Here is a 20615-nt window from a genome sequence, read left to right as displayed (position 1 = left end):
TAAAACGATTTCGGTACTTTTTCATATCGTATTTTTTGGCATAATTTAAGTTTAAGTTAAAAGAATAAGTTAATTTTTAGTTTATATACGTATTAATCGTAATTAAGTATTGTATTAATTTTGTTCTGTCCATTTAATTTCCCAATTTTTGATTGATTCTCTTTCTTTGGTTTCATCAAATGAAGTATTATTTACAGCTGATTTTTTTAGGGCTTCTAAAAACATTTTCCATCTTGGCCAGTAAAATCCTTTATACATTCCTTGCCAAGATCTCGAAGCATAATCATTTAAATGACCTTCTCCGCCCCAAAGCGTAATTAAGGTTTTGGCATTTTTTGCATATAACTTAGAAACTTCAGGCGAACTTCCATAATCAGAAGCTGATTTCACCCATTGATCGACGTTATTTAATGGTTGTCCTGACATTACTTTATCGATATCTAAAGCTTGTTTTTCTATCTTTTTGAAAAGCTGATCTCCTTTAGAAATGTCTTTATTCTGATAGGCTTTTACACATTCAATCAAATCTTCATCAATAGAAAGCGAATAATAATGTCTTGTCACATCAATTAAATCATACTGAATAAGATTCTTTTTATCGTACTTTTTTGCTTCTTTACTTAAAATATCCAAAGCCTCTTTCAACTTTTTCTTATCTCCAGGATTTCCTTTGAATGTTGTAATGGTGACTGTTGGACGTTTAAAAAACAAGTACGCTCCAGCCCAATCATTCCACCAACGAGTTTCCCAGTATTTTACATTATAAACAGATTCTAGTAATAATTCCCAAGCCTGCATTACAGGTTTAGAAGTTGTTTGACCATATCTTGCATTTAGATATTTGGTCATCCAGTCATTTATTGGCTGTTCTCCTTTACTCCACGGAAGATCATATATATATTCGTAAACAACTGAATTGTTATTTAAACCTTCAGGCATTGCCCCATAACCTACTACATTTCCTTTGTTTGGATTTTTCAGTAAACTGGTCAATTCGTCTTTATAAAAACTCAAATCTCCATATACAGGATTTGATCCTCCATAATTATGTACATAACCGTAAGTCCATTGTTTGCCATAAAAAGCTTCCTGAGTTTCCCAAACTTTATACCTGTCGTTGGCATAATCCTGAACCATTACTTTATCATTTGGAACTTTACTTAAAAATGCGCTTGTTGCTTCTTTGGTCCAGAATTCTTTATTATCGCCAAAAAGCCATCCTTGCATCACCCAAGTTGCGCCTGGTTGTGCTTCATTTATAGTTTCATAAACAGCGCTTCCGTAATTTGAAAGTTCTTCATATTTATTATGTTCAGAAACCGGAGGTTCAATCTCATTAAAAGAATCAGCTAAATAGAAATTAGACTTTCCATACATTTTAGTATAAATTTCAATAAAACGTTTTCCGATTTTCTTAAACAGAGGATCTTTTGAATCTAACAGAAAAGTACTGGCAAAACCGCCTCCAGACCATGATTTCAATTCGGTGATTTTTGCCTCAGGATGTTTTTCGGCGAAAGCTTTTGGAACATAACCGCTAAAAGCAGGAACCACAGGATGCATGTCTAAAGCTCGCATTCTCTCTAAAATTTTCTTTTGAAGTTCTTCTTTTTTAACAAACCATTCTTGTGGCAATGGTCCTTCCAAACTATTAATATTTCCCATTCGTTGCCATGGTAAATAAGCAGGTCCTGCAAAATGTGACGCTAATTGTGTATTCGTCAAACCGTATTCTTTCCATAATTCCTGCCAAGCTGCTTCCTGACCTTCCATAGCCGTCGGAAGATTGATTCCGTGCAATGCCATCCAGTCGATTTCTTGTTCCCAGCGTTTCCAGTCCCACCACGGTGTTGTGTAGCCAAAAGTGCAGGCATTTAGGTATTCTCTATATTGAAAAGGAGTATCTCCTTTTTTTGAATATTTCGGCCATGCTTTAGGAAGATTCACTCTATTTCCTTCCCAACTTACTAAAACGGCTCCAATGTCTCTCAGAAAGTTATAAGCCGCATAACAGATTGCAGTATTGTTTGATGCTTTTATTTTTACATGATTATCCGTAGTTTCAATTTCAAACCAATCCGATTTGTTATTCTTGTTTTCAACAATACTCAACTCGAACTCAGTGGCTCGATTACCAACAAGCCTTTCAATTACTCCAAAAGCGCTTTTTGTCTGTTCCTGGTTCTGACAAAATGCTTTAACCGAACCAAAAAATAAGAGCAAAGAAAGCATTACAGCTCTTTTTATGGAATCGCCTTTTTTAAATTTAAAATTCTCACTTTTCATATAAATCATATATTTATTAAACTATCTTAATTCATGAATAAAAAATAAGGGAGATTAATCGCTCTCATTAATCTCCCACTCAAATAAAAACTAACAAAAATTTACTAATAATTACTAATCCTAATTCAGAAACTCAAAATAAAAAAAACTGATTTCTGAATTGAAAATAAAATTACACATCCTGTATTTTTTTAAAATGGACAAATCAATCAAAAATATAGACATATTCTTTCTGTAGTTGGGACGTTTTGTGGTTCAATAAAGTGATGTTACCTTACTAAATAAAAGACAATCAGAATATTTTGGACCTTTTACTCCAAAGTATAGAAACGCAGCAGCCCGCCGTTACTAAATAAAACTGGCGGGCTACTAGAACAGTTGGGGGCGCTGTTCTTTAAATTATTATGTTATTCTGAAATCTTCTTACTTGTCGACTACTTTTACTAATGTCGGATTAATGCCTAACGGATTTTTAATGATTTTACAAATTAATGGAAACTCTGGATTTTTGATGATCCACATTTCGGTTTCATCGATTTGTGCAATTACATGTAAAACTTCTACAGTTTTTCCGTCAAGCGAAAAACCATTCGGATCTTCGTTTTTGTCCAAAACATAGGTTGTTTTATTATATAGGAAAGAACCGTTTTTTATCAAATCCTGATAAGCAGACTGCGAAATCATAAAAAAGGTTTCTGTCGGTTTTAAGTTTAAAACAGGTGCAGATTCTCCTTGATTAAAACTCAAATCTGTTCCGTTTTTGACAGCTTCTGGAAGCATCACAATCTTACTTTTTACGCCTCTGGTTTCGAGTTTAAAAGCTAGCGTATTATTTGAAGTTTCTGCTGTAAGTTGTAAAGTTCTGGTTTGTCCGTGAAGTTTGCAGACATAATGCAGTTCTGTATTATTTTTTAATGTCGGAATGTAATTTTGAGCTATTCCCGTTTGATAAAATGCAAAAAACAGGAATGTTATGATTATATTTTTCATCTTGTTTATCATTTTATTTTTTTGGAGGTAAAATCGTTGTTCCCCAAGCTGAAGGTTTTGAATCCATTTCTAGAATCAATTCTCCGCCGTTCATAATATCATCATGAGAAATCCATGCTTTGTTGAACGCTTTTCCGTTTAATGAAGCCGATTTGATATATCTGTTTTCCTCACTCATTTTTTTGGCTGTGATTTTGAAACTTTTGCCATTTTCCAGCTGCATGGTGCTTTCTGTTACCAAAGGTGTATTGATCAAATAATACGGCTGTCCTGCATTCGGATATAATCCCATCATGTGGAAAGCCAGCCATGAAGACATCGCTCCTGAATCGTCGTTTCCTGGAAGTCCGTTGTGAGACGCATTAAAACTGTTTTTAATAATCGTTCTGATTCTGTCACTGCTTAAATACGGTTTCCCAATCCAATGGTACAAACAAGGAGTCAAAAATGATGGCTCGTTGGCCACATTGTATAATTTCGAATCAAACAAAGTATTTAATCTGTTTTCGAAAGCTTTTTCTCCTCCTGATTTTTTAACCAACTCCGGAATATCATGCGGAATGCTCAATGAATATTCCCATGAATTGCCTTCGTAGAAAAACACACACCAATGGCAAACATACCAAGGCGATTCGATAATAACCGGTGTATATTTAAAAGTCGGTTTCTGGATTTTTGATTCTCCAAAAACAACATCATCCAGCCAGTTTCCGTTTTTGTCTTTTGGCATAATAAATCCTTTTGCTCCATTATTCTCATAATCGGGACGCCACAGATTTTGCCAGTTGTCGGCTTGTTTGATGTATCTTTCGTAAAGTTCTGTTTTTCCTAAACCTTTGGCTACCGTTGCAATATTATAATCGTTGTAGGCATAATCGATGGTTCTATTTCCTGCGCGATCGGTGCCGTAAGGAACGTAGCCTAATTTTAGATAATCAATTAATCCGCCTCTTCCCTCTTTTTCTTCGTTTCCACCTGGAGGAACTTCGGCATCTTTTAGCATTGCCTTAAGTGCCAGTTCGTAATCAATTCCTTTCAGGTTTTTCACAAAAGCATCGGCAATTACAACCTCAGCGTTTGATCCTCCTTGAGTTCTTCCGTTATCATTTCCGCTTCTTCCTTCAGGCATGTAACCTTCACGTTTGTAGATGTTCAACATCGCGTTGATGATTTCAACTTTTCTTTTGGAATCGATAAGTGTTATTAACGGACTTGACGTTCTAAAAGTATCCCAAATCGTATAAAAATCATCGTAATACGGTTCATCGTTCGTCCATAACGGATTTTCTCCTGTTCGGTTCACAGGCATAATCATCGTGTGATACAAACCTGTGTAGAACATTTTTTTGTATTCGTCTGAAGTGTCTTTAGAAAGCTGGATTCTGCTCAACAGATTTTCCCATTTGTTTTCTAAAGTCTTCAAAACTTCATTGAAATTCCAATGCGGAATCTCAACTTCTATATTGTTTTTTGCTTTTAATTCACTTAAAAATGAGATTCCGATTTTCACATTCAGTTCTTCTTTTCCATTTCCAAAAGAAAGCAGTGTTCCTGTTTTCTTTCCTGAATCAAACTGCGCTTTTTCATTGTAAAATTTTCCATCTTTGAAAGTAACGAATTTTGCAATCGGCTGGTCGAAAACCGCCCAAAAATAAACGGTGTAAGCACGACCGTTGTTCCATCCTCCGCGGATTCGGCTGTAACCTCTTACTTCAGTATCTGAAACGATTTCAATCTGAGAACCGACAAACTGCTGGGCTTCTCTTCCATCTGGAATCTTTTCTTCTCCCAAGAAAAATCCTGGATCAATTTTTAATTCTTTTGATTTATTTTTTGGATAGGTTATTCTATAAAATGAAACTTTCTCTCCTGTCGTAATTTCAGTTTTAATATTATTTTCCTTGAAAACCGTTTCATAATAACCCAATTTCACGTTTTCTTCTGCTCTGAAAGAAGTCTGATCCATTTTATCCAAAGCTCCAGAAAAAGGCATAATTTGGATGTTCCCGTATTTCGGACCACCTCCTGTTCCACTCACGTGAACCTGACTAAATCCTGTTACTTCTTTCGGCATTGGAAGCCAACCACTGTTCGGACTTGAAGTACAATCTGGACTTGGTTTTACCATTCCGTAAGGACATGATGGTCCTACGAAAACTCTTCCCACACCTTCTGAACCAATCATTGGATCGACGAATTGATGAACGGTTTGCGAATTGCTGTTTAAGGCAAAAAGAAAAGTGATTGCTGAAAAAATGAGAGATTTAGTATTTTTCATTCCTTTTGATTTCTTGAGTATTAAAAGCTACTCTTAATTTATTTTAATAATGAAAGTATTTTAGTGAACACTTCATTGTTTTCATAAACACCTTGAAAATCTTGCGAATGTGGTCCATAAGAAAAAATAGGAACCATTGTCGCCGTATGATCATTAGTTATAAAATCACCTTCAATTATTCGTTTTTTTACATTTCCTTGCGGAATAGCAAATCCTGAAGTTTCGTGATCTGCTGTAACAATAACCAAAGTTCCTTCATTTTTATCTGCAAACATAAGCGCTTGACTAATGGCAGTGTCAAAATCAATTGTTTCAGCTACTATTCCGCCAACATTATTTACGTGTCCAAAACTATCAATTTGTGCTCCTTCAACCATTAGGAAAAAAGGTTTTTTCTTTTTGTTTAAAAAATCAAGACTGTATTTTGTAGCGTCTGCTAATAATTCTCCCCTACCTTCTAAAACTGACGGAACTCTACCTTCAGAAATAAAAACTCCAATGGTATCGTTTGCTACTGTTTCTAATTCTTTAACGGAATTCAATACTTTAAATTTAGAGTTAATTGAAGTATTTTTAAAAGTAGAAGCCCCACCTCCAACAAATAAATTCAATTTACTTTTCAATAAATCTTTAGCAATTATTTCTGTATTTGATCTTTCTTCTGTATGAGCATAAAAAGATGCTGGAGTTGCGCCCGTTACTTCATCAGTTGTAATGATACCTGTACTGTAGTTTTTCTTTTGTAAAACTTCCATAATATTGGCAATTGGTCTTTTTAAACTATCGGTTCCAATGGCTCTGTTATTTGTTTTTTGACCTGTTGCCAATGCAGTTCCAGCCGCCGCAGAATCTGTTGTAAAATCATCTGCAGATTGTGTTTTGATAAAACCAACACTTTTTAATTGTGTTACAGATAATGCTCCTTTATTGGCCAAAACAGCAGAAGATATTTGAGATAAACCATTTCCGTCTCCAATTAAAAGAATAACATTTTTAACAGGAACTTCTTTTTGATCGGTTTTATAAGTTGGTTTATAAACTTGCGAAGTATTACTTGCCGTTATAAGTCTTTTAGGTAAAGCCTTTGCATACTGAACACAATTATAAGGAGAATCTGTATTGATGATGTCTACACCCAATTCCAAAAACACTTTCCATGCACTTTTTGTATCTGGAGTTCCCCAAAAACGAAACGGTTTCTTGGTTTCTTTAGCTTTAGCAATAACTGCACTTACTTTATTGTAATCGTCATGAGTTAATCTTCCTAAGCCATTCCAAACCGAGTATTTTTTAAAATCGACACTGATCATCGCTACTTTTTCCCAATTTTCTTTGGAGACAGATTTTCCTAATTCCTGAAAATCAAATGAAATAAAAGATGGATATTTTGTATAGCTTTCAGCATCAGGTCTGTTTCCAGATATAATGATTTTAACATCCTTATTGTCAATTATCGCTTTATATTTTTTTAAAATCGAAATAAGCTTGCTTAAAGTTGCTTCAGCTTCTGTTTTAATGTCTATAAGTAAAAATAAATTTTGCTCTTTTTTATAATTCATTTTTAGAGCCGTTTCTAACGGTTTTAAATACAAATCTTCTAAAGTTCTTGCAGGAGTTATTTCTTTCTCATTATGAGCAACATATAAGTTATTATCTTTTAGAAAAATATCTGCTTCTATAGACGAGGCTCCGTTTGAATAAGCATCCCAAAATGGAATTACCTGATTGTAATCGTTGTGCGAATGTATTTTAACCGGATTTTGAGAATGCAACTTACCCGGTGTTCCCCAAAAAAAGAGGGACAACCAGATGAATAAAACTGATGTTTTCATTTGGATTATATTAATGTATTTTGAATGAACAAAATGGTAGATTGGGAGTGGGGCAAAAAGGGCAATAAATAAAAAAAGAATTGTCAGTTCAGATTTTTAATCCAAACAAATTCTTTTCAAAAAATTAAAAATTAGAATTAAAAAAAACAGGGGGTTTTAAAAGTTCAAAACTCCCCTGCTTTTAACAACTAACACAAGAAGACTGCCTACTTATAAAAAATAAATAAAACAAAGAGCAGTCTTCAACACTTAACGTAAAAAAACAAACTTAAACTAGTATCCTTTATTCTGAATTAAATATCCTGGTACGTTAGAAGCTCCATCAATTGCTACCTGAGGAATTGGGAACAATCTTTTGTTTGGATCTACATCTGCTTTTTCAGTCCATTTATCTTCAAAATGGCTGAAACGAATTTGAGTAGTTCTTCTTAAACCTTCCCAGTAAAATTCAAAACCATATTCTCTGTATAAAATATCTAAACTGATAGCTGGAAGTGCAGCAGGAATTGGAGCACGAGCCGTTCTTGAAGTTCTTACTGTATTCATATCAGCAAGTGCACCAGCGTTATCTCCTTTTCTCAATTTAGCTTCAGCACGCATCATAAAAATTTCAGCATATCTTAACAATACCATATCTACACTACTAAATGTATTTCCGTCAGGAGAAGTATGGCTGAATTGGTATTTAGAAACTCTGTAACCAGAATAGTGCATACTTCCTTCTTTTGTAAAATCAACTTTCAAAGTAAGGTTTACGTATCCAACATTTTTATCAGGTCCGTTTCCTTTAATTTGTTTAACTGGATAGATTCTGTATCCAGTATCACATCTATAAAAAGCACCATTATTATCTTTTCTTGCAGCCCAAGGAATACCTCTCATGATTCCTCTGTCAATTTCAAACTCTTCAGCTTTTACACAGTAATAGTGATTTTCATCATTTAATGGAGAAAGCCCTGTAAGATCTTTTAAGTTATCTGGCACTTTAGCATTATTTTTATAAAATCTTGAATCAGCATTAGCAGGATCTACAGATCCGTAAGCATCAACCCAAGTTTGGTAAAAATCTGATGTAATAGCTGGACCGTCAGTTCCGTCAGCATTAATAGATTCTGGTCTAGGGAACATTGAACCTGGTATTGACCAGTATGCCCAACGGTTGTGCTCATCAGCTAAAACTCCACGTTGATCTATTGAAAAAATGATTTCTTTATTTTTATCATTAGAATCATCAAACAAGTCAAAATATTCAGGAGACATACTGAATTTTCCTGAGTTGATAATATTATCTGTGTATTTAATAACTTTATCCATATCAGCAGCTGTAAATGAAGGTGTTCCATAAGGATCACGATAAACGGCTGCATTTAAATTCAATCTTGCAAGAAGTCCCCAAACTGCTGCTTGTGTCATTCTTCCAGGTCCTTTATCTGTATTAATAACGTCTGCAACAGACAATAATTCATTTTCGATATAAGAAACTGCGTCTTGACCTCTAAGAATTTCTGAAGTACTAGCTGAAGATTCTTTTTTAAATACAATTCCCCAACTGTCTAGCGTCTGCATATTTAAGTAAGCTCTTAAAGCTTTCATTTCGTAAAGCGCTCCTTTAGCTTCTGTATTTCCAGCTTCTGCAAGAGGAGTTAGTACTTCAATAGCAGATAATGCTCTAGAAATATTTTTAGTAAGCGCATTCCAAGTACTTGTTACCAAGTCATTAGTAGCTGTTGTAGTATGAGCATGTACCGCTAAATATTTACCTCCATCATACCAATCTGTTCCTCCTCTGTAAGGTAGAATACCTTCATCACTGGCAATTAACTGCAAACCAAAATTGTTTGTATGATACCAAGTTGATTTTAATTGTCCATAAGCGGGAGCAATTGCACCACTGATTGCTTCTGCTTGTCCGGCTCCATTTAAAGATTCGTCCAGCACTTTTTCGTCTAAGCTAGTACAGCTCCAGTTAAAAAACAAACTGAATGTAAGACTTGCTATTATTATTTTATTTTTCATGTTTTTTTATTTTTGATTAAAATGCCACGTTTAAGCCAAATACAATGGTTCTCGCTCTTGGGTAACTGAAATAATCAATACCAAAAGACTGAATTTCACTTACTGGAGTTCCAGTATTAATTTCTGGATCGTAACCACTGTATTTTGTGATTACAAATAAATTTTGTCCTGTAACTGATAGACGAATGTTATCCATTACATCACCAAGTCCGATTGTTTTTGGACTTAAATTGTAACCCAGAGTTGCATTATTTAATCTTAAGAAACTACCATCTTCCAAATATCTGGTAGAAACTGTATTAGAGTTCGTAGAAGCTTCGTTTAAATATTGTGAAGCTCTGTCTGTAGTATTAAATGAATTTGCCAAATTACCTCTGTTGAAAGAAGTCATCGCAACGTGGTTGTAAATTTTATTACCTCCAGCTCCGTTAAAATTAGCTCCGAAATCAAAATTCTTGTATTTCAAGTTCAGGTAAAATGCATAAACATAATCTGGTAACGCACTTCCAGCAACGATACGGTCATTGTCAAGAATAGAACCATCTCCATTGGTATCTGCAAATTGATTTAAACCATCAGCACCAATTCCTGTAAAATCAAGCATATAAAAAGAACCTATTGGCTGTCCATTAATTACTCCATTAATAGTTGCATTGGTTTGTCCGCCTCCTTGTGCAGCTCCAGTTGTCAATATTTTGTAAGGTGAATTTTTTACTTTATTTTTTGTAAAAGATACGTTTCCACCAACGCTATAAGAAAAATCTTTACTTTTATCACTACTGTAATCTAAAGCAACCTCAATACCGTTGTTTACAACTTCCATATTAGGAATATTTGTCCAGTACGTTGATGCAGGCTGAATAGGATCTACAGGTGTTACTTCTAATAAAATATTATCTGAAACTTTGTTGAAATAATCAACAGTACCTGATAGTCTATTATTGAATAAACTAAAATCTAAACCAATGTTTGTTTGTGTTGAAACCTCCCATTGTAAATCTGGATTAGCTAAACGAGTGTAGATTGAACCGTAAGGATAATCACCAACAGCTGTTGCAGATGGGTCTAATGGATAAGTATCATATCCGTTAATACTTTCTGTATAACTAGTTTTCGTCTTTTTAGAAGGAATTTCCTGAACACCAGTTTGTCCCCAACTTGCTCTTAATTTAAGATTATTAAGCGTTTCAGAATCTTTTAAGAAATCTTCTTTTGTAATATTCCATCCCAAAGCAACAGATGGAAAATATCCGTAACTATTGTTTGTACCAAATTTAGTAGATCCATCGGCACGAAGGGTCGCAGTAAGAAGATATTTATTATCATATCCATAGTTTAATCTTCCGAAGAAAGACTGAAGTTCATTCTCTACAGCAGTCGAAAACTTGCTTCTAAGCTCAGTTGCAGCTCCAATTTGATTCTTTGGTTCAACACCATTATCTGGGAATCCTCTAAAGTTATAATTCTTTTGATTAATCTGAGTTTTTTGGTAAGATTGACCAGCTAAAACTGTGAAATTATGAGCTTTAACATTAAAATTATACGTAAGGGTATTTTCGTATAAAGTATTACTATTATTAGTAGTAATATTGTTTAAAGTACTTTCTGTTGTATTCGTATTCGTAGTGTATGGCAACACTTGAATGTCTCTTTCAGACATAGAATAATCAACACCTAAATTAAATTTATAAGTTAATCCTTTTATAATTTCATAAGATGGAGAAATATTCGCTAAAATACGATTGTTTACAGTTTCGTCAGAATAAATTCTCTGGCTAATTAAAGGATTTACAGCATCATTACTTAGGTTTGTATTAAGCTGTCCATTTACATAAACTGCATCAGTTGGGTTCATTGTCAACATACTTCCAACAACACCTCTCGCATCTGGTCTTGAATTTTCAAGTTTTGTTGCTGTCATGTTAAAAGCAATGTTAAACTTATCGTTTAATGCTTTTTGAGTTAAATTCAAACGTCCAGAATAACGTTTCAAATCACTATTTTTTAAAATACCTTGTTGATTATCTGCACCTAAAGATGCTGCATAAGTTGACTTCTCCGTTCCTCCGCTCATCGATAAGTTAACGTTTTGAGAAACTCCAGTTCTAGTCAATTCATCTTGCCAGTCTGTACTCGCTCCACCATCTTGCAAGTTTCCGTTTACGGCAGCAACTTGTCTTCTAAATTCATCAGCGCTAAAAACATTCACTTTGTTTGCTAATGTTGAAACTCCCGTTGTCATCGAAAGGTTGATTTTATTCTGTCCTTTTGATCCTTTTTTAGTTGTAATTACAATTACACCATTACCTCCTCTTGCACCATAAATCGCTGCAGCAGATGCATCTTTAAGAACCTCAATACTTTCGATATCCTGCGGATTGATAAAGTTCAAAGGGTTTGAAGCAACACCAGTACCAGAATTATCTAATGCAAATCCGTCAACTACATATAGCGGTGTTGTTCCAGAACGTAAACTTCCAACTCCACGAATAATAATATCCTGATTAGCTCCTGGCTCACCACTAGCTGCAACAACATTCACCCCAGCAACTTTTCCTTGAATCAATTGTCCTGCGTTGGCAACAACTCCTTTATTAAAATTTTCATTTTTTACAGAAGAAATAGCTCCCGTTACATCAGATCTCTTTTGAGAACCGTAACCTACTACTACTACCTCATTTAAAGTACTCACTTCTTCTTTTAGAGAAACAGTTAATTTTTGAGTACCTGAGAAAGAAACTTCTTTTGTTTGGAATCCAACGTAAGAAAAAACCAAAACACCTTCATTCTGTTGTGCTTTAATTTTAAAATTTCCATCAAAATCTGTTGTAACAGCTCCTTTTGGTTCTCCTTTTATATAAACAGAGACTCCGGGAACCGGCACTTTTTCAACATCAGAAACTACAATTCCTGATACATTAATCTGCGCATAGGAGTATGACATACATCCGAAGGCAAGAATTAGAAATGCATAAATTTTTTTCATTTAAAATACTTTTTTTGTTTTGCCAAAAGTATCTTAACGATACCTCCAAAGGGAGGATTTTTGTTTTTGAAAAGAGGACTTTTAATTCAATTTAGGATAGAATTAACACCGAAAAAGGGTGAATTTTGTTCATTAACATTAGGCTAACTTTCTGCAAATACAGGGCTAACAAAAATGCTACAAAGAATATTCTTTATATTCCTTCGGACTTTTACCAAAATACTTTTTAAAAGAACGTCCAAAGTATTTTGGATCGTTATAACCACATTCAAAACTTATTTCGGAGATGTTTAATTTTTTAGTTTTTAATAATACCTCGGCTTTCTGCAATCGAAGTGACATTAAAATATCTGAAGGAGATTGATTCAAAGTTTCTTTAAACAAGCGATAACATTTAACTCTCGAAATTCCTAATTGCTCCACCAGCATTTCGACATTAAACGAAGGATTTTGCAGTTCTTCTTTTATGATTTCTAAAGCTTCTTTTAAAAGCTTTTCATTTGGTGTAATATGTTGGTTATCTTCCGTCAGAATCTCAAATATCTTTTGCTGAATTTTGTACTCTTTAAGAGGCTCAATATTTTGATTAATTAACCTATTTATCTTTTTACTGATAAAGGATACACTAGCTGGTAATTTAATATGCGTATCAATGCCTAATTCTAATAATTGCTCGTCCTCTTCATAATTAATATTTTCAGAAACATAAATCAGAGGAATTTTTGCAGCGTTATTTTCTTTATTTAGTTTTAAAAAGTTAATAAGCTCTCTGGAGAATTCTGCCTGATAAAAAACCAAAGCCGAAATCTCAATCTGTTTGATGATAGCATTTAGGTTCGATATTGAACTTTCGAAAATCAAATTGTATTTATCACTTTCCAAAATCTGATTGGCAGCAATATTATTATACGGATCTCCAAAAACCAAAAGGCATTTTTTATCTGCAGACAACTGATCCTGATAATTAAAGTTCTTCCAGGAAATTGTTTCCTTAAAATTGGCATTCGAATCTACAATTTCGACCGGAATGCGCAATTTTGCCTGAAATTGTTCTTCAGACGACGAAATAATTTCTCCTTTCAAATCCTGCAATAAAACTTCAAGCGCTCTAAAATAAGGACTGTAATGTAAAATGTTGTCCCAGTTATTTTTTAATATAATACTGTCTGAAACTGCTTTTACTTCTATAAAACCATTTTCATAAGTAATCATTATTCGGAGCGTACTGTCTTTATCTGAATATTTACTCAAATCGTTAAAAAAGTACAACATCGAAAGTTTTAAACGCAATACATCTACAATAGCAAAACAATCTTTATTGTCGATTTCACAACTAAAATTTACTTCGTTTAATTGTGAATCTTTTTTTAGTTTTTCTACCTTGTTTTTTAAAACAGGATATAAATTTACAGCCGTTTCTTTTACAGGTCCCAAATCTTTAACATGTTCTAGATAATTCCATTCAGAAATAAGATTGACCAATTTACCCGACTCTGACATCAAAATACGTTGTGTTTCTGTATCTTTTTTTAAAGTACCCGAGGTCTTAATTATTTTAGCTATCGGATCCTGAAATTCAGCCAGCATAAAAGACTTAAACTTTTCAATTTCAAAATTTCCATTTTTTGAATTGCTGTGCAGAATCAAAAGCTTTTCTTTTTGTTCTACAATTTTTTTATTTTTCTGATCAAGTTCTGCATTAATTTCTTCCAGGTTTTTTTTCTGATTTTCAATTACAGCAGTACGGGCTTTAATAAGTTCTTCCATGTACTTTTGCTGTGCAAGTGTGGTTTTATTTTTAAGATACATCGCCACTAAACACCCCACTAATATCAATCCTGATAATAAGATGTAGAACAAAATAGATTCATAAAAAGCTTCTGTAATATGAAGCGTAAAAAAAGCCGGCTCAGCAATTCCGTCTTTTCCTTGTTTTATCAATAAATTGTAATTTCCGGATGATAGATTAGAATACGTTATTTTCTTGTCTGAGGGTAATAAAATCCAGTCTTTATCTTTTCCTTCCAGTTTGTAATAAATATTCGTTTTACCAGTAGGAAACAAAATTGGAATAACCTCGATTTTTATTTCATTATCTGTAAACCCTTTTTCAATAGCTGTTGCATAATTTTCGCTTCCATCTACTTTAAGTTTTATTTTTGCTATTGAATTATTCGGTTGTATATTATTTGGATTAAAATAATTAAGTCCGCCTACACCTCCAAAAAACAAAACCCCTTTCGAATCCTGATAATAAGCTCCTTCAGAGAATTCGGTTGCCTGCCATCCAAAATCAGGATTATAGGGAGTTACAGAATAGTTTTTCTTATCAATAGAAGCAATTCCTTTTGTAGTGCTTACCCAAACCTTATCGCCATTATCTATAAGTCCGTAAACCATATGACTTGGCAATCCGTCAAATTCTGTAATGTTTTTTACAACGCCATTCTTTTTGTTATAAATAGTTACACCACCCAAAGAAGCAATCCAGTAATTATCAGATTCATTATCAACAAAAACCGAATAAATACTGTTCCCTAAAATACCTTGTTTTGTCGTTATTTTTTTAAGTGTTCCAGTTGTCAAATTAAAAACAATAACACCATTATTTTCTGTAGACAATATTAGATTCTGATTGTTTTTCTTAACACATCGTATATGGCTTTTATTCAGTAATTCTTGCCCTTTAAACTTCTCAAATTTTCCAGATATCAAATTAAATTTTGCGAGCCCTTCCCAACATCCCATCCAGAGTTGTTTGTTTTGATCTTCATAAATAGAATAACATCTGTTAATTGGCATTCCTTCTATGGCACTGCTTTCATAACTTGTAACATTGTGATCTGAAATTCTTAGAATTCCTTTGTACGTTCCTGCCCAAACTGTTCCGTCGCTTGCCGTAAATAAAGTTCGAATTCTTTCCCAATCCGCATTTGTAGCGGCTTTATCAATTTTAAACTTTTCAAAAAAATGACTATTTTCATTATAGTTGTAAAGTCCTCTTGTATAATAACCCAACCAGATTTTCCCTTTATTGTCTTTTGTCACAGCTCTAATGGTCTCATTTGGAAGATTCGGCTCTTTGACTGGATGTGGCATAACCGAATTTATTTTTTCAGAACCACTGTATGCCATACTTAATCCGCCGTCTTTTTGTCCTAACCAAATATTTCCAAAATCATCTTCGTGAAGGCTTTCTATTTCATTGTTTTTAAAGGAATAAGGAGCGTATAAATCGGATGTAAAATGCTGTATATTATTTTCATCAGATTCATTTGTTATAATATACAAGCCATTTTCTCGTGTAGCAAACCAAATATTTCCAGCTTTATCTTTTAAAATGTCATTAATAATGATGTTAGGATATTTTCGATAAAGAATATTTTTAAGGCTCTTAAAATCATTTTTTCTGATGTTGTTCTGAGGTATTTCGACAAACGATTTATTTTTAAACTCATAATACTTTGCACCAGTCTGTACTACAATATTTCCTTTATGAGACAAATGAAGATCGGTAGGTTTACTTTTGAACTTAAACTCATTAAACTCTTCATTTCCAACATATTTATTGACATGACCTTCATTTGTAATAAGCCAAATTTGTCCTTCCGAATCCTTTCTCAATTTCATGATATAGTTACTGGAAATCGTTTTAGGATCATTAAAATTATTCTTGAATATTTTAAAATTGTATCCGTCAAAATAATTTAAACCATCCCAGGTGGCAATCCACAATCCTCCGTCTTTTCCACTTTCGATATCAACTACCGAATTATTGGATAATCCTTGATTTGTAGTAAAATTTTCGAATTTAATCTGTTGTCCAAATGAGTATATTGTAAAAAAGTAAAAAAATAGTACTATCCTAGTCATCGCTTGTAATTTAACTTACAAGGATACAATCACAAGTTTACCTAATTATAAAATGTATGTTAAGTTAAAAATGAAGCATTAAGGAATCAAGCTTCAATTTACCGCAAGCTCCTAAGCTTGGTTAGTTTCCGTAAAATTATAAGATTTAAAAAATTCATACGCTCTTTTTTCTGCGTAGGAATAGGTTGAATTTCTAAGTGGAAAAGCACAATGTCCTCCATATTTTGGTGTTTCAAGATATACATAATTACTGTCCTGAGCTATCGCTCTCGGATAACATCTTTCCCCTAAAAAAGGATCATCTAGTGAATTAATAATTAAAACAGGAGTTGTAATATCTTTAAGAGAAAATTCTGGAGAAACACGTTGGTAATAGTCATCACGGCTTGCAAAACCGTGAAGCGGTGCTGTAAAATACTGATCAACTTCATCAAAAGTAGAAATCTTATCAATTTGATCACGATTTATAAAATCTGGAAATTGTGCCGCTTTGTATTTCAGCTTTCTTTTGATATCAATTGTGAAGTTCTTTAAATAAACTTTATTAAAGCCCTGTTTAAGCACTTCGGCGCTTGTTGCAATATGAGTGGGAACAGAAATCGAGACAGCAGCTTTTATTCTGGAATCAATTTTTGTCCATCCTAAATAATTCAAAAGTTGAACACCTCCCATTGAATATCCGATTAAATAAACCTCTTCAAATCCTTTCTGAAAAGCAAACTGAACTACTTCATTAAGATCGTCGACCGCACCATGATGATAAAGTCTTGGCAATCGATTCATTTCGCCTCCACAAGTACGATTATTCCATGCAAAAACCGAAAAACCTTTTTCCTGAAAATAAGTCGCACAGCTGTTATTATAAGTTCTTCTCGAATCTCCCTCCAAACCATGACATAATATAACAGCCTTTTTGGGATCATTTATAATAAAATCGATATTGATAAAATCGCCATCATTTAACTCCAGTTTCTCTCTAATATACCCTGGAGCATCAAACTTCTTAATCAAAGCCGCATAAATAGTAGAAATATGCCTGTTACGATGAATAATAGAAGGAAAATTATATTCTGATTGTTCAATTATTGGCATAACAGAAAGATTTTATGGTGTATTACAAATTTAAGAAATCTTGTTATATGTAAAGTTAAACTGTCTTTTTTTATTTTAATCTTTCACTATTTCTTTTTACCAAATTACAACTAGCAAATTACAACGTTCTGACTGTTCATTTTTTATAAAATTTTACGTGTTAACTTTAGTATAATATCATAAATTATCGATAAAAAGTCTAAAAAATACGACAAATAACATATTTATTCGCTAATTTAACATTAGCTTTAATATAAAAGTATAATCCTCTCTGTCTTTTATGCGTACATTTGCGTCCACGATTTTTAATCACGATTAAGTTAATAATGTTCCAACTTTTACCAGTAGATCCCAAAACCATCTTTCTTCTTTATTTTTGGGGAAACTTTTTTACTTGCATTCTCATTTTCAGTTATTCTTTCTCTTATGCTACAATCGATAATAGAAAAATCTTAAAATGGTTCGGTGTTGGAAAATTGGTACTTACCCTTGCGTGGATTTTGGCTCTTCTACGAAATATCATTAGTGATTTTGCTTCGATTAACATTGCAAATTCGATGATTTTTGCTGCCTGTTGCTATGAAACTATAGCCATGTTATCTCTGATAAAAGCAAATGCTAAAAAAGAATATCGAATTCAAATAGCCATTACCACTGTTGCAATCATTGTCTTCAACATATTTACGTTTTTAGGAGCCACAATGAATACTCGAGTGGTAATTGGTGGAGCTGGCGTTTTTGCTATTTATCTACTTCCTACTATCATTTATTTTTTAGAAAAAGAAAAAAGTTTCTTTAAGACCTTTTATGTTCTTTGTTATATCGGATTTGAAATTCTAATTCTTATACGAACGGTTTACAGGTATCTGGAACCACAAAATCTTATTATTGCTAATGATAATTTAGACAGTTTGTACAGCATTTGTTTGCTTCTTTTAACTCTAATTGGAATTGTTGGATTTTTGCTTTTAGTAAAAGAAAAACAAGACAATAAAATTCAAAAACTATTGGTCGACAGAAACCAATTTTTTTCTATTATTTCTCATGACTTAAGAGGTCCAATTGGCTCATCAGTTTCGCTTTCAGAAATTTTATTGGAGAATATGGAACAATACAATCGGGAAGAAATTAAAGAGATTTCAGAAACCTTGCATGACTCCAATAAAAATATTTACAAACTACTTGAAAATCTCTTGGAATGGTCACAAGTGCAAACTGGAATGATTACGTTTTCGCCTAAAAAAGTTCTCTTAAATACATTAATTAAAGAAAATATTGAACTCACCAAAAATGCTGCTTTGAACAAAAATATAAATATTGTATTGGAATCTACTGACCTTATAGAAGCCGAAGTAGATCAAAATATGATAGGCACCATTTTACGTAATTTACTTGGTAATGCCATTAAGTTTACAGACAAAAACGGTGAGATTAAAATTAAACTCCTTAAAATAAATCAGGAAGCAAAGATTTCTATTACAGATAACGGAATTGGAGTTCCAGATTATATAAAAGAAAACCTGTTTAGAATTAATAGAAAAGTTACCCAAAAAGGAACCGAAAATGAAACAGGAAGCGGACTAGGATTGTTACTTTGTAGTGAATTTATTAAGCTCCACAATGGCGAAATTTGGGTAGAAAGCGAACCTGGAGAAGGAAGTGCTTTCAAATTTACTTTACCATTAAAAAATGTTTAAAATAAAAAAATCCAAATCCCAGTTAATTTGGAATTTGGATTTTAAATATTGGTATTTAGATTTTTTAGTCTAAAACAAAACTTACACTCACATTGGCAGTAATTTCGATTTCGCCAATTGCTAAAGTTTCATTAGAAGCTCCCATAGAATCTGCTTCTTTCATTCTCATAGCCGCATACATTGGCTGTGGATGATACACTTGAGAATTGTCTGAAATTGTAAAAGCTTTACCTACTTTCTGTCCTAAAACAGATACATATTCTTCTGCTTTTACTTTAGCATCTTTCATCGCTAATTTTCTTGCTTCAGATTGGTATTGCGCTAATTTAGATGATTCAAAAGAAACTCTGTCAATTCTGTTAATTCCTTGTTGAACCAAACCTTCCATCAATTCATCGTATTTCGCTAAATCTTTAACTACAATTTCTACCGTTTGTGTAGCATTGTAAGAAGTTTTCTTTTTCTCATAATCGTACTGCGGATTTAGAGAAACTTGTTTTGTTTTGAAATCTGCTGTTGGAACATTCATTTTTTTAATGAATTTTAAAACAGCATCCATCTTTTCGTCGTTTTGTTTTTTAACGTCTTTAGCATTATTCCCTTTTGTTTCAACCGTAGCTGAAATACAAACTTGATCAGGTGCTACTTTTACTTTTCCTTCCCCATTTACATTGATTAGAGGTATTTGTTTGATTTCCTGGCCGTAAGACATAGTCATAAACATGATTGTTAAAAATAATACTAGTTTTTTCATTTTTGTTAAATTTTAATATTTACTAAAGGCTTTTCAAAAGTTATGCCAGCATTACAATTTTCCCAATTTTGCCATTCCAAAAAGTATCAAAATCGGAATCGCCAATAAAATTACCATTAATGTATTATCTGTAAGTAAAGAAGGTTGTTTTATTAAAGTAATCAAATAACCGCCTATAGCGCCACCAAAATGCGCTGTATGACCAATATTATCATTCTTCGCTTTCATACCATAAATAGAGTATAATAAATACACAATTCCAAAAATATATGCCGGCATCGGAATAACAAAAAACACTCCCAACATCATATTAGGTTGCAACAATATGGCAGAATACAAAACTCCTGTCACAGCTCCCGACGCCCCAACAGCACGGTAACTATAATCGTTTTTATGGAATAACATGGTAAGGAGATTTCCAAAAATCAAACTTCCAAAATAAATCAGAACAAAAGAAAAAGTTCCGAGCCAGCCTAAAACAACTGGAGCAAAAAAGTAGAGTGTCAGCATGTTAAATATAAGATGCATCATGTCAACATGCAAAAAGCCCGAAGTCAACATCCTAATTTGTTCACCAGAACGAATGCTTCCTACATGAAATTCATACTTCCTAAAAAAATAAAGATCATTAAAACCTTTGTAACTAATAACAGCATTAGCAACTATAATACCTACTAAAATGATATTCATAAATCTTAATTATTGTGAATTGTAAATATACTCATTCTTAAAGATATGTTAGCACGAAAGCAAAATATCAATCACTAATCATTTTTAATTTATCTTTGTAAAAAAAATTTACATGCAGTTT

At 33.0% G+C, this 20615-nt stretch carries 11 protein-coding genes; 1 reads left to right on the top strand and 10 read right to left on the bottom strand.

Going from position 1 to position 20615, the window contains the following annotated elements:
* Window positions 1–114 precede the first annotated feature (114 nt).
* The 8 genes from VGE71_RS15415 to VGE71_RS15380 all read right to left on the bottom strand — a co-directional run bounded on the left by VGE71_RS15415 (window position 115) and on the right by VGE71_RS15380 (window position 17353).
* Complete coding sequence (locus VGE71_RS15415) at window positions 115–2286, bottom strand: alpha-N-acetylglucosaminidase (RefSeq protein WP_331139139.1); 2172 nt, start codon at window positions 2284–2286, stop codon at window positions 115–117.
* A 423-nt stretch (window positions 2287–2709) separates the two neighbouring features.
* On the bottom strand, window positions 2710–3276 hold the full coding sequence (locus VGE71_RS15410) for a hypothetical protein (protein WP_331139138.1): 567 nt from the start codon (window positions 3274–3276) through the stop codon (window positions 2710–2712).
* Between the two features lie 13 nt (window positions 3277–3289).
* A complete protein-coding gene (locus tag VGE71_RS15405; protein WP_331139137.1) occupies window positions 3290–5554 on the bottom strand; it encodes a GH92 family glycosyl hydrolase in 2265 nt (754 codons plus the stop codon).
* A 38-nt stretch (window positions 5555–5592) separates the two neighbouring features.
* A complete protein-coding gene (locus VGE71_RS15400; RefSeq protein ID WP_331139136.1) occupies window positions 5593–7386 on the bottom strand; it encodes an alkaline phosphatase in 1794 nt (597 codons plus the stop codon).
* Between the two features lie 273 nt (window positions 7387–7659).
* Window positions 7660–9402, bottom strand: a complete 1743-nt coding sequence (locus VGE71_RS15395; protein WP_331139135.1) for a RagB/SusD family nutrient uptake outer membrane protein — start codon at window positions 9400–9402, stop codon at window positions 7660–7662.
* 16 nt (window positions 9403–9418) lie between these two features.
* Entirely contained in the window at window positions 9419–12388 is a 2970-nt protein-coding gene (locus tag VGE71_RS15390) for a TonB-dependent receptor (protein ID WP_331139134.1), read from the bottom strand.
* 177 nt (window positions 12389–12565) lie between these two features.
* Window positions 12566–16261 (bottom strand): two-component regulator propeller domain-containing protein, encoded by a 3696-nt coding sequence (locus VGE71_RS15385; RefSeq protein ID WP_331139133.1) that lies wholly within the window; start codon window positions 16259–16261, stop codon window positions 12566–12568.
* 111 nt (window positions 16262–16372) lie between these two features.
* Complete coding sequence (locus VGE71_RS15380; protein ID WP_331139132.1) at window positions 16373–17353, bottom strand: YheT family hydrolase; 981 nt, start codon at window positions 17351–17353, stop codon at window positions 16373–16375.
* 326 nt (window positions 17354–17679) lie between these two features.
* Between VGE71_RS15380 and VGE71_RS15375 the strand changes: the two genes are divergently transcribed.
* Window positions 17680–19050 carry a HAMP domain-containing sensor histidine kinase gene (locus VGE71_RS15375; protein ID WP_331139131.1) on the top strand — a complete coding sequence of 457 codons (1371 nt, stop codon included), beginning with the start codon at window positions 17680–17682 and terminating at the stop codon, window positions 19048–19050.
* 64 nt (window positions 19051–19114) lie between these two features.
* Here the strand turns inward: VGE71_RS15375 and VGE71_RS15370 are convergent, their stop codons facing one another.
* Together VGE71_RS15370 and VGE71_RS15365 are read right to left on the bottom strand one after the other, a co-directional pair.
* On the bottom strand, window positions 19115–19804 hold the full coding sequence (locus tag VGE71_RS15370; protein ID WP_331139130.1) for an SIMPL domain-containing protein: 690 nt from the start codon (window positions 19802–19804) through the stop codon (window positions 19115–19117).
* Window positions 19805–19855: 51 nt separating this feature from the next.
* On the bottom strand, window positions 19856–20494 hold the full coding sequence (locus VGE71_RS15365) for a rhomboid family intramembrane serine protease (protein ID WP_331139129.1): 639 nt from the start codon (window positions 20492–20494) through the stop codon (window positions 19856–19858).
* Window positions 20495–20615 lie beyond the last annotated feature (121 nt).

The sequence above is a fragment of the Flavobacterium sp. genome (assembly GCF_036405015.1).
GTDB lineage: Bacteria > Bacteroidota > Bacteroidia > Flavobacteriales > Flavobacteriaceae > Flavobacterium.
Note: the sequence above shows the minus strand (reverse complement) of the source record. Positions and strands in the feature narration are given on the sequence as shown.